This window comes from Bacillus sp. MAG717A, from assembly GCF_036884855.1.
Lineage (GTDB): Bacteria > Bacillota > Bacilli > Bacillales > Bacillaceae > Bacillus > Bacillus safensis.
Window position 1 is genome coordinate 2,429,776 of the sequence record NZ_CP145733.1, and the last position, 12,279, is coordinate 2,442,054.

Consider the following 12,279-nt stretch of genomic DNA (forward strand, 5'->3'; position numbering starts at 1 on the left):
ATTGGGCGCTCAGGAGGTTCTTTTTAATCTTAATTAAACATCGCTATTGCTTAGGTGCCCTGTATCCGGCACGCTCAGCTTCTTCTACGGAGCAGAACATTTTGGTTACATTCTTTGTTCTAGAGTAGTATCTGCTGCTTGGTGTGTGATAAATACCGTTGACACTTCCTTTAATGTTACAGGCAGCTGATTCTTTTTTTGTTTCCTTTTGTGATTCATGACCGCCTGTGTTTTTTCCTTCATCTTTAGGAGCAGAGCGCTGGACGGTGGAAGACTTCGTATCGCTGCTGCTATTCTTGTTTTCTTGTTTGAGTGTTTCATTGCTGGAGGTAAGCTTGTCTATTTTCTTTTCAAGCGACTGAATGGTCTTTTCTTGCTGTTTGACCGTTTCTTTTTCTGAGGTGATCGTTTCTAGCTTTTTTTCCAGCTTTTCTTTTTCCTTCTCCGCGTCTTCTAAAGAGGAGGTAAGCGACTCTTTATCAGCTTTTAAGCTCGAAATGTCAGCTGAGAGCTCCTTTTGATCCTTTAAAAGCTGTTCGGAAGATGGATCGGCTTGTGCTTTTGGTGAATTTGCAGCAACAAGCGGTAATGACATAATGGAAAAGAAGAGACCAATGATCAAAAAAGGATAAAAAAGTTTCTTTGAAAAAATCAGCTCGTTCTGGTGTTTGAGTAAAAAGAAATTGACGGCATATCCGATGGCAAAACAGACACATAAAAGACCTATGATGAGTAACAACATATCTAACAGCCCCCCTATTGCTATTTACACCTATCATACCTCATTTTTCCATTTTGGGGAGCGGTTCAACTAAAAAAACCCTGTTTACACAGGGTTTTCAGCTAATGGTAATCCTTTTATGGCTTCTTTTACTGTCAAATAAGTGATCGTATTCTGGAAATCTGTATCGAGGTCTTTCATTTTCAGCGCAAGCTGCGGTTTGATCCCAGTGATGATCAGTTCGGTTCCCGTTAGATTGAGAAGATGATGCAGTTTGAAAATACGTGCTACGACGGAATCATCGACCTCGATTAAACCAGAAAGGTCGACAATTAAATAATCATCCTTTGAATCATCTAATATACAGGTTAACTTAGCGACAATGGCATCAAAGCGTTCTTCAGATAATTTCCCGATAAGCGGAAGAGCAGATACACCATTTTTGATTGGGACGATTGGCGTCGAAAGAGAGGTGACTTCCTGTAAGGAATCTTCTAGGAGCTGTTCATATTCTTTCTGTTTCGTAATATCCTTTTGAAAACCAATGAAAAATGTTTTGTCATCTTGTTCAATGTATAGAGGATCTATATTGAGTTCATTCCAAAAAAAAGTACCGTCTTTTTTATAATTTTTTAGCTGTGTGGTAATAGGTGTTTTGTTTTGAATTCCATGACGAATTAAAGCAAGCTGCTTTTGATCCGTGTCTTTTCCTTGAAGGAATCGACAATTACGCCCAAGAATCTCATCTGGTTTGTATCCAGTCATTTGTGTAAAGCCATGATTCACATAAACGATAGGGTTATCCTCTAAGGAAGGGTCTGTAATGACAACACCGATGCGCGCATGATCCAGCGCTTTTTTGATGAGTTCAAGCTGTTTTTGCAAGCCGAAAATGTTCGAGCTGACCATATTACCCTCCTTTGCTGCTATAAGACATATCAAATGGTTGTCTTTTCAACCAAATGAATCCTTATAAACGTAACATAACATATGTTCTGTTTCAACGATTGCAAACGCTTTGTTAAATTTGTCATCATAGTTTGTCCTCCATTAGAATAGAGTAAGTAAGGAGACTTTTCATTAGAAAAAGAAGGAATCAATTACTCAACATTCATAAAATGACAAAAATAGTTAATATGGATTAGGTAAAAATGATTCCAATGCATCAAGATTGTTTTTAGGTCATTCACATATAATGGAAGAAACAAGCTTTTTTTCTTCGTTAGAGAGAATAGACCTTTTACATGGATTATGACGGAACAGCAGAATGGCATTACAGGGGGCTGGACAGCCTGAAGTCGCTTTACTATTCTAAGGGCTTTAGGAAGGTGATGAAAATGCTGCAACAAGTCATTATTGCTTGCGCCATTGGAGGGGTCATGGGCATTCTCGGTCACGTAAAGAAAAAAGGCAGGCTAGAGAAGCCCAGAATGACAAAAAAGTTTATTTACTTAGGGTTTATTGAAGATTGGCTCGTTGGGATGATTGCCGCTACACTGCTTGTCTTATCCTCAAATCCCGATTCTAGTCTGCACTTGATCATCTTATCAATTATTTCAGGTTACGGAGGAGAAGCAGTTCTGCGAAGCTTTGATTTTGTAAGAGAACAGCGTTCACAGGATGCAGACTCCAGCCGTCATAACCGATCTCCACACGAATAATATCCTCTACTTTACCCTAGTCTAGGGTACATTCCCATTGTATACAAACCTGCTTGCACTTATGATCATAATTCTATAAAATACTACTTAGATGACGGTTACGATAAGAACAGTGAAGAGGAGTAGTAGGAAAGCAGTATTTGTCTTTAGAGAATTGACGGCTGGTGAAAGTCAATCAAATCTGCTTCTGAACTCGCCTCAGAGTTGCAGTTGCGTTAAAGCTTCTGTCGCATGTCTGCGTTAAAGATATTAAGTGAGCGTACGAACAGCATGTTACGCTAACAAGGGTGGTACCGCGGGAACCAAAAAATCTCTCGTCCCTTTCCAGGGATGAGGGTTTTTTGTTGATTTTAGAAAAATCTGAATTCTTGCAGTGGTCATCTAAGCAGATAAAGCCGTACATATTAAAGGAGGTTTTCACATTGAGTTTTCAGCATCGGGAAATTGAAAAGAAGTGGCAGGATTATTGGCTGACACATAAAACGTTCGCCACATCTGACTCGGAAGATAAACCGAAGTTTTATGCGCTTGATATGTTTCCATATCCATCAGGAGCAGGGCTTCATGTCGGGCACCCTGAGGGCTATACAGCAACCGACATTTTATCACGCATGAAACGTATGCAGGGATATGATGTTCTTCATCCAATGGGATGGGACGCATTTGGTCTCCCGGCAGAACAGTATGCACTTGATACAGGGAATGACCCGGCGGCCTTTACAGAAGAGAACATCAATAACTTCCGCCGCCAAATTCAATCACTAGGGTTCTCGTACGATTGGGATCGAGAAATCAACACGACAGATCCGAATTACTACAAATGGACACAATGGATTTTCTTAAAATTGTACGAAAAAGGATTGGCCTATATCGATGAAGTACCAGTGAACTGGTGCCCAGCGCTTGGCACAGTGCTAGCAAACGAAGAAGTCATTGATGGAAAAAGTGAACGCGGAGGCCATCCTGTTGAAAGACGTCCTATGAAGCAGTGGATGCTAAAGATTACAGCATATGCGGACAGGCTGTTAGAAGATTTAGAGGACATTGATTGGCCTGAAAGCATCAAAGACATGCAGCGTAACTGGATCGGACGCTCTGAAGGTGCGCACGTTCATTTTGAAGTAGAAGGGCATAACGAACAGTTTACGGTTTTTACAACGCGTCCTGATACACTATTTGGTGCAACTTATGCGGTGCTTGCTCCAGAACATGCACTAGTTGAAAAAATCACATCAGCTGCTCAAAAAGAAGCAGTCGAAGCATATATCAAAGAAATTCAATCGAAGAGTGATTTAGAGCGGACAGATCTTGCCAAAACGAAAACGGGTATTTTCACAGGGGCGTATGCCATCAATCCGTTAAATGGTGAAAAAATGCCGATCTGGATTGCAGATTACGTGCTGGCGTCTTATGGGACTGGAGCTATTATGGCGGTTCCTGCTCATGATGAACGTGATTATGAATTCGCCAAAACCTTTGATCTTCCAATCAAAGAAGTGGTAGAAGGCGGAGACATCGAAAAAGAAGCCTACACAGGTGATGGAAAGCACATTAACTCTGATTTCCTAAATGGCTTAGGAAAAGAAGAGGCGATTGAAAAAGCGATTGCATGGCTTGAAGAACATCAAAAGGGTGAAAAGAAAGTCACATATCGTTTAAGAGACTGGCTATTTAGCCGCCAGCGCTACTGGGGTGAACCGATTCCAATCATTCATTGGGAGGACGGAACATCTTCAGCTGTTTCAGAGGAAGAGCTTCCACTGATTTTGCCTAAAACGACAGAGATTAAGCCAAGTGGTACAGGTGAATCACCATTAGCCAATATTAAAGACTGGGTTGAGGTTGTAGATCCTATAACAGGTAAGAAAGGCCGCCGTGAAACAAATACAATGCCGCAATGGGCAGGAAGCTGCTGGTATTTCTTACGTTATATTGATCCTCATAACTTAGAAGAGCTTGCATCTCCTGAGAAGCTGAAGAAATGGCTTCCAGTTGATGTGTATATCGGCGGAGCAGAACACGCTGTACTGCATCTTCTATATGCACGCTTCTGGCATAAATTCTTGTATGATATCGGTGTTGTTCCAACAAAAGAACCTTTCATGAAATTGTTCAATCAAGGCATGATTCTTGGGGAAAACAATGAAAAAATGAGTAAATCAAAAGGAAATGTGGTCAACCCGGATGATATCGTAGAATCTCATGGTGCAGATACATTACGACTTTATGAAATGTTCATGGGACCTCTAGATGCGTCAATTGCTTGGTCTGAAACAGGACTTGATGGCGCTCGTCGTTTCCTTGATCGTGTATGGCGTCTATTTACAAATGAAGATGGCTCACTCAGTGATAAAGTGACAGAGCAATCTGGTGGCGCATTAGAACGCAGCTATCATGAAACAGTCATGAAGGTAACAGACCATTATGAAGGCTTGCGTTTCAATACAGGAATTTCACAATTAATGGTGTTTATCAACGATGCCTATAAGGCTGATACACTGCCGAAAGAATATGCAGAAGGCTTTGTAAAGCTTCTTTCTCCAATTGCACCGCATTTAGCAGAAGAGCTTTGGAATAAACTTGGTCATGAAGGGTCTATTTCTTATGAAGCATGGCCTCAATATGATGAGTCAAAGCTTGTCGACGATGAAGTAGAAATTGTCGTACAGCTTAACGGTAAAGTGAAAGCAAAATTAACCGTTCCTGCTGATGCAACAAGGGAGCAGTTAGAAGAGCTTGCGAAAAATGATGCACGTGTAAAAGAACAGCTTGAAGGGAAAACCATCCGCAAAGTAATTGCGGTTCCTGGGAAGCTTGTCAATATTGTTGCGAACTAATGTGACACCCATCGGTATGAACCGGTGGGTGTTCTTTATTTCCCGGGACATAATTTTGTCGAAAACAAGGTGATTCCTGCATCGGTCTCGTATTTTAACAGGTGATCAAGAAAATGAGGAGTGACGTCAATGGAAAAGGAAAGCAAACGTGAACAACTGCTCAGTCTGTTAGGAGAAATGCCAGAGCGTCATCGCGTGGAGGCTTATACGTTAAAAATGGAGGAACGTGAATCATATGTAGTGGAAACACTCATTCTCTCTATGAATGGTGTAGAGGAAGTCCCTGCTTATTTCGTGAAACCGAAGGATACGGTGAAAAAAAGACCCGTAGTACTGTTTCAGCACTCTCATGGCGGTAATTACGTGAACGGGAAGGAAGAGCTGTTAGAGGGTGCTCATTATTTGCGAACGCCTTCATATGCAAAAGAGTTTACGTCAAAAGGATATAGTGTACTGGCCATTGATCATGCAGGGTTTGGTGAGAGAAGAGGAAGAACAGAAAGTGAAATTTTTAAGGAAATGCTTTTAACAGGAAAAGTGATGTGGGGCATGATGCTGTATGAAAGCATGTGTGCGATTGATTATTTGCTGTCTCGAACTGATGTACTGGTGGACCGGTTAGCTGTCTTTGGGATGTCAATGGGCGGTCTCCTTTCCTGGTGGACGGCTGCACTTGATGAGAGGGTCAGTGTGTGTATTGATCTTTGCGCACAGGTGGATCATCATACATTAATTGAAACGAACAATTTGGATAGGCATGGCTTTTATTACTATGTACCAAGCTTAGCAAAGCACTTTACAGCAGCGGACATTCAAGAAATGATTTTTCCAAGACCGCATTTAAGCTTAGTGGGAAAACTTGATCAGCTCACCCCTGCTGAAGGCGTTGGAAGGATTCAAAAGGTATTGAGTCAAACCTATCAAGCTGCTTCATTGAAAGAACGATATCAGCTTGCCCATCTTCATGCAGGTCATTTTGAAACAGCCGCTATGCGTCACGAGGCGACACGATTTTTGAAAAAGTGGCTGTAATCAAGAAACGCTTGGACATACTACGTCAAAAGAAAGGAGGAGACAGATGAAAAAAATCACCATCATTGGCGGATGCGGTGTAATTGGACATCTTTTAACAAAAGCGCTCTCTACTGAATACAGTGTCACGATTATTGATCTAACGAGCTGTGTAGAAGGAGTCATTTTAGCGGATGCAGCGAATGAACAGAATGTATATGAGGCAATTCCGCGGGATACAGATGTCATCTTGCATCTTCTAAACATGGACATGACGCATGATGTGATGGATCATGAAGAATTTGCAAAAATGACTGATATTTTTTGGAGGAGTACCTATTATATGTTTCGTTCAGCCGCGCGGCTGGGCATACGAAAAGTCATTTTTGCAAGCAGTAACCATGTGACGGATCGTTATGAAGAGGATGGACGCTCCTTAATTGGACGGCAGATTACAACTGACGATGTGCCTGCGACTAAAAATGTCTATGGCATTTTAAAATTTGCTTCCGAACAGCTGGGCCGTTTGTTCCACGATCAAACGGGAATGTCTGTCATCAATTTACGGATTGGAACAGTTGTGACAGATGAGATGAAGGCATTACACAAAAAGCAAAGAACAAAAAGAACACTGCTGACACATGAGGATCTTGCAGGTATGACAAAGGCAGCGATTGAATCTGATATTCCCTTTGGGACCTATTATGCTGTATCAGAGAATGAAGAAAAGCCATGGTCTACTGAGAAAACGAAGCGGGAGTTAGGCTACAAACCAGATGTCAATACGACGGAAATTCTAGAAGAAAATGATCAGGCATAGGGCATAATCATGTCATGAGCTAATGATCTTATTCTTTTGTTTCATGAGTATAAAAGCACGGCTGACATGATCTATTCAGTTGGTCTGTCAAGATGATTATAGACGCTTTCTTCCCCCGTTTGTTACATTTTAATCACGATATCGTCACAGGCTGCAGCTTACTTTCAGATAAAATGATAACGCTTTCAAAAGAAAGGGCGTGATGAACATAGATCGTTCTATAAAAGGCCGATTGTTCAATTTATTTAATTACTCTTTTCTACTCATGTTCGCATTAATATGTGTGCTTCCGTTCATCCATGTCATTGCCGCCTCTTTTGCAACAGTAGAAGAGGTCATCACGAAGAAGTTTATCTTGTTCCCAACGACGTTTTCTTTAGAGGCATATCGATACATTTTTTCTACAGATATTGTGTATCGCAGCCTCATTGTGTCCATTCTTGTGACGCTTGTTGGAACAGCTGTCAGCATGTTTTTGTCCTCGCTTATGGCATACGGGCTGTCTCGCCAGGAGCTAAAAGGCCGGAGAACACTGATGTTTCTCGTTGTCTTCACGATGCTGTTTAGCGGAGGTATGATTCCGACGTTTATTGTGGTGAAAACACTTGGTCTGCTTGATACGTATTGGTCACTTATTTTACCGGTTGCAATCAATGCGTTCAATTTAATCATTTTGAAAAACTTTTTTCAAAACATACCGGCAAGTCTTGAGGAATCAGCGAAGATGGACGGCTGTAACGATTTAGGGATTTTCTTTAAAATTGTGCTGCCACTTTCTTTGCCAGCCATTGCAACCATTTCACTTTTTTATGCCGTGACGTATTGGAATACGTATATGACCGCCATTCTGTATTTAAATGATTCAGTGAAATGGCCGATTCAGGTGCTGCTGAGACAGATTGTCATTGTCTCAAGCGGAATGCAGGGAGATATGTCGGATATGGGCTCATCCACACCACCGCCAGACCAAACGATTAAAATGGCTGTCATTGTTGTGGCGACTATTCCGGTTCTGCTTGTCTATCCATTTATTCAAAAGCATTTCAACAAAGGGGCATTACTAGGTTCTGTAAAGGGTTAAAATGATGGAACAACGGAGGGATCTTATGGGGAGAAAGAAATTATGGCTGATTGCGTTTGTCCTGTTATTTGCAGCAAGCGGTATTTTGTCAGCATGTTCAAGTAAAGGGGCAAACTCATCAGATGAGAAGGTTGATTTAGACAAAAAGGTAAAGCTGACATGGATGGCGATTTTATATCATCAGCAGCCGCCGAAGGATTCCGTTTTAAAAGAGATTGAGAAGCTCACAAATACAGAGCTTGATATTACATGGGTGCCTGATGCTGTGAAGGAAGATCGGTTAAATTCCGCACTTGCAGCAGGGAATTTGCCGCAAATTGTGACGATTCAAGACATTAAAAATTCGTCTGCGATTAATGCGTTCAGATCAGGCATGTTTTGGGAAGTCGGTCCGTATTTAAAGGATTATCCAAATTTAAGTAAGATGAACGAACTGATTAATCAAAACGCCTCTATAGACGGCAAGCTTTATGGCATCTATAGAGAAAGACCACTTTCAAGACAAGGGATTGTCATTCGAAAGGATTGGCTTGAAAATTTAAATTTGGATACACCAAAAACATTGGATGATCTATATGAAGTAGCCAAAGCCTTTACTGAAAAAGACCCGAATCAAAACGGAAAAGCGGATACAATTGGCTTTACGGATCGGAACGATTTAATTTATGGAGCATTTAAAACACTTGGTTCATATGAAGGTATGCCAACAGACTGGAAAGAAGAAAACGGGAAATTCACGCCAGACTTTATGACAGATGAATATATGAATACAATGAAATACATGAAAAAGCTGCGTGATAATGGCTATATCAACAAAGACTTCCCAGTAACAAGCAAAACACAGCAGCAGGAATTATTCTCACAAGGAAAAGCAGGCATCTATGTTGGAAATATGGTAGATGCCGTGAACCTGCGAGATGATGCGACAGATAAAAACATGAAAGTAGATATTATCAACCGAATCAAAGGCCCAGATGGCAAAGAACGTGTGTGGGCATCAGGTGGTCATAATGGCATCTTCGCATTCCCTAAAACAAGCGTGAAATCAGAGGCAGAATTAAAGCGGATTTTGGCCTTCTTTGACCGCATTGCCGAAGAAGATGTATATGGTCTCATGACGTACGGTATAGATGGCCAGCATTATAAGAAAGAAGAAGGGAATACATTTGTCAGGGAAGAAAGCCAAGTGAAAGGCTGGCAGACAGATGTACAGCCGCTTGTCAGTCTTGTAGGAATTGATAAACGTTACTTGAAAAATAAAGGGGATGCAGTTCGTTCTAAATATGAAGAGCTAGAAGAAGACAATAAAAACATCATCGTTGCCAATCCTGCTGAAAGCCTGTATTCAGAAACAGCATCAGAGCGTGGAAACGAATTGAAGAAAATCATTGATGATGCGACGTATAAGTTCATTCTTGGAGACATCAGTGAAGATCAATTTCAGAAAGATGTAGAGAAGTGGAAATCAAATGGTGGGAATAAAATCATAGAAGAATATGAGGCTTCCTTTAAAAAATCAAAATGATTAATAGGAACACCCCCGCAAAGCAAAAAAGCGGGGGTGTTTTGATTAAAAGTCGAAGTTGTCTGGATCTGGACCGATACGTTTGTTTTCATTTAAGTCAGTAAGACGTTTCATATCTTCATCAGATAAGACAAAATCAAATATATCAGCGTTTTCTTTTAAACGATGTGCTTTCGTTGATTTTGGGATGGTGATGACACCTTTTTGTACATCCCAGCGCAAAATAATTTGAGCAGGTGTTTTACTGTACGTGTCTGCGAGCTCTGTGATCAGCGGGTGATGCAGCAGTTCACCCTGCATCAGCGGTGACCAAGCTTCCATTTGAATGCCATGAGAGTTCAAATACGTATAGAGTGTTTCCTGCGTTAGCTTTGGATGAAATTCTACTTGATTGATAGCTGGTTTGATATCTGCATCTTTTAATAGCTCGTCTAGGTGATGAGGCTGGAAGTTACTCACTCCGATGGCTCTGACCTTTCCTTCACGATACAAGGTTTCCAGTGCACGCCAAGCTTCTTTGTATTTTCCTTCAACCGGCCAATGGATTAAATACAGATCAAGGTAGTCAAGCTGAAGTTTTTTCAAGCTTTCTTCGTATGCATGAAGGGTAGATTCATATCCTAAATCGGCATTCCACACTTTTGATGTGACAAAAATGTCCTCGCGGCGCAGTCCTGTTTCTGCTAAACCAAGCTGTATGCCTCGTCCAACACCTTCTTCATTTCCATAAATAGCCGCTGTATCAATACTGCGATAGCCTAATTGAATGGCTGTTTTGACAGCATCAACTAATTCTGCTCCATCTTCCACCTTGAATACACCAAGGCCAAAGCCTGGCATGCGGACTCCATTGTTTAATGTTTTTGTACTTTGTAAATGTTCCATAATAAAAACTCCTTTAGATAGTTTGTATTTGTTCTTTTTGTTCCATTTGATAACTAATCATCGTAAGAATGGCTGCGATGAGGACCATGATGCCGCCGACCCAGCCTGTATGCACAAGACCAAGTGAATCTGTCACGATGCCGCCTAAAAATGAGCCAATGGCAATACCGGCATTAAAGGCAGCGATATTCATAGCAGATGCGACGTCAACTGCTCCAGGGGTGTATCTTTCGGCAAAATCAACGACGGCTACTTGCAGTCCAGGTACATTCATGAAAGCAAACAGCCCCATCAGCATGACGGTTCCAATGCCTAACACTGTGAATCCTGCAGTGAAGCTAAGAATAAACAAGATGATGCTTTGGATAATAAACATATAGATCAGTGCTTTCATTGGCTGTTCATTAGCAGCTTTTCCGCCAATGACATTTCCAGCTGCGATCGTGATGCCGTATAAAAGCAGGATCAACGCCACAGCCCCAGGCGCAAGACCTGTCACATGCTGCAAGAGAGGAGATAAATATGTGAAGACGACAAAGGTTCCTCCATACCCTGTGGCTGTAATGACAAATAAAAGCAAGATTCTTTTTGTTTTTAATAAGACAGCCTGATCTTTAAAAGATGTTTTCACACCCTGCTTTAATTGAGACGGAACAAGTAAATAGTTGGATATCAGTGCGATCAGACCAATGATCACAATCACACCAAATGATGTCCGCCAGCCGAACTCATGACCAAGAAATGTCCCGAATGGCACACCTGTCACAGTCGCTACTGTTAAACCAGTGAACATAAAGGCAATGGCGCTTGCCCGTTTTTCTTTCACGACAAGGCTTGCAGCAATCGTAGAGCCAATGGACATGAAGATTCCATGGGACAAGGCTGAAATCACCCGGCCGATTAACAGCACTGAAAAGGTCGGGGCAATGGTGGCAAGTGTATTACCAATCAAAAAGACGAGCATAATGAGCAAAAGTAATGTCTTTCTTTTCATCGTGGAAGTAAGGGAAGTCAATATAGGCGCTCCAAATGTCACACCAAGTGCATATAAAGAGACAGTCCAGCCTGCCTGACTGACGCTCACTCCAAAGTCCTCTGAGATCATTGGCAAAAGACCGACACTAATGAACTCAGTTGTTCCTATAGCAAAAGCACTAATCGCTAGTGCGAGCAGAGCAAAATGGTTTTGCTTTTTCTTCATCAGTAAGTTCACATCCTTCTGTGATGACATTTTGATAGACGAAGCCGATCGGCAAGAGTTATTATCTAACATAGATGACGAAAAAAAAAGTACGTACTTTTTTGTAATATAGGTACTAAAAAGTGCCTGTTCGTACAAAGAGGAGTGAATATTCGATGGAAAAGAAAAAATATAATATCTCTGTGGAAGCAACGCTTGAGGTCATAGGCGGGAAGTGGAAGTGTGTGATTTTATGTCATTTGACACATGGGAAAAAACGTACGAGCGAATTGAAGCGGCTCATGCCAAACATCACACAAAAAATGCTCACGCAGCAGCTACGAGAGCTTGAAAGTGATGGCGTCATTAACCGGATTGTCTATGAACAGGTACCGCCAAAAGTGGAATATGAATTAAGTGAATACGGACAGTCGCTCGAAAGAATTCTCAATGCGCTATGCGATTGGGGAGCAGCTCATATTGAACGTGTGTATGGAGAGCCGCTTTCAGTGCTGGAAGACAGCATCTTAAATGAACAGTTTAAATAAAAGAGCCCCG

At 41.4% G+C, this 12,279-nt stretch carries 11 protein-coding genes and 1 other annotated feature; of the genes, 7 read left to right on the forward strand and 4 right to left on the reverse strand.

Annotated features, from left to right (window positions below; translation table 11 throughout):
• Positions 1-43: 43 nt before the first annotated feature.
• The gene (locus V6Z54_RS12525; RefSeq protein ID WP_338527376.1) at positions 44-742 is read right to left on the reverse strand and encodes a hypothetical protein; all 699 of its coding nucleotides are present in this window, start codon (positions 740-742) and stop codon (positions 44-46) included.
• Positions 743-826: 84 nt separating this feature from the next.
• Positions 827-1,630 carry a PAS domain-containing protein gene (locus V6Z54_RS12530; protein ID WP_269103153.1) on the reverse strand — a complete coding sequence of 268 codons (804 nt, stop codon included), beginning with the start codon at positions 1,628-1,630 and terminating at the stop codon, positions 827-829.
• A 422-nt stretch (positions 1,631-2,052) separates the two neighbouring features.
• On the opposite strand from V6Z54_RS12530, the gene V6Z54_RS12535 reads away from it, so the two are divergent.
• From V6Z54_RS12535 to V6Z54_RS12560, 6 genes are all read left to right on the forward strand, one after another.
• Entirely contained in the window at positions 2,053-2,382 is a 330-nt protein-coding gene (locus tag V6Z54_RS12535) for a DUF4257 domain-containing protein (RefSeq protein WP_224929310.1), read from the forward strand.
• Positions 2,383-2,485: 103 nt separating this feature from the next.
• Positions 2,486-2,707: a binding site (T-box leader), on the forward strand.
• 97 nt (positions 2,708-2,804) lie between these two features.
• On the forward strand, positions 2,805-5,219 hold the full coding sequence (gene leuS / locus V6Z54_RS12540) for a leucine--tRNA ligase (RefSeq protein ID WP_338527377.1): 2,415 nt from the start codon (positions 2,805-2,807) through the stop codon (positions 5,217-5,219).
• 129 nt (positions 5,220-5,348) lie between these two features.
• Positions 5,349-6,251, forward strand: a complete 903-nt coding sequence (locus V6Z54_RS12545) for a dienelactone hydrolase family protein (protein WP_041086740.1) — start codon at positions 5,349-5,351, stop codon at positions 6,249-6,251.
• Positions 6,252-6,297: 46 nt separating this feature from the next.
• Positions 6,298-7,050, forward strand: coding sequence for an NAD(P)-dependent oxidoreductase (locus tag V6Z54_RS12550; RefSeq protein WP_269103155.1), 753 nt, complete (start codon positions 6,298-6,300; stop codon positions 7,048-7,050).
• Positions 7,051-7,270: 220 nt separating this feature from the next.
• Complete coding sequence (locus V6Z54_RS12555) at positions 7,271-8,131, forward strand: carbohydrate ABC transporter permease (RefSeq protein ID WP_087976618.1); 861 nt, start codon at positions 7,271-7,273, stop codon at positions 8,129-8,131.
• 25 nt (positions 8,132-8,156) lie between these two features.
• Positions 8,157-9,656: an extracellular solute-binding protein gene (locus tag V6Z54_RS12560; RefSeq protein ID WP_041086733.1), complete on the forward strand. Its 1,500-nt coding sequence runs from the start codon at positions 8,157-8,159 to the stop codon at positions 9,654-9,656.
• A gap of 45 nt (positions 9,657-9,701) precedes the next feature.
• On the opposite strand, the gene V6Z54_RS12565 is transcribed toward V6Z54_RS12560, so the two are convergent.
• Both V6Z54_RS12565 and V6Z54_RS12570 read right to left on the reverse strand, forming a co-directional pair.
• A complete protein-coding gene (locus V6Z54_RS12565) occupies positions 9,702-10,544 on the reverse strand; it encodes an aldo/keto reductase (RefSeq protein ID WP_196770536.1) in 843 nt (280 codons plus the stop codon).
• 10 nt (positions 10,545-10,554) lie between these two features.
• Positions 10,555-11,742 carry an MFS transporter gene (locus tag V6Z54_RS12570; RefSeq protein WP_041086727.1) on the reverse strand — a complete coding sequence of 396 codons (1,188 nt, stop codon included), beginning with the start codon at positions 11,740-11,742 and terminating at the stop codon, positions 10,555-10,557.
• A 155-nt stretch (positions 11,743-11,897) separates the two neighbouring features.
• Here V6Z54_RS12570 and V6Z54_RS12575 point away from each other — a divergent pair, with 155 nt between their 5' ends.
• Positions 11,898-12,269 carry a winged helix-turn-helix transcriptional regulator gene (locus V6Z54_RS12575; RefSeq protein WP_003217763.1) on the forward strand — a complete coding sequence of 124 codons (372 nt, stop codon included), beginning with the start codon at positions 11,898-11,900 and terminating at the stop codon, positions 12,267-12,269.
• The last annotated feature ends 10 nt before the right edge of the window (positions 12,270-12,279 follow it).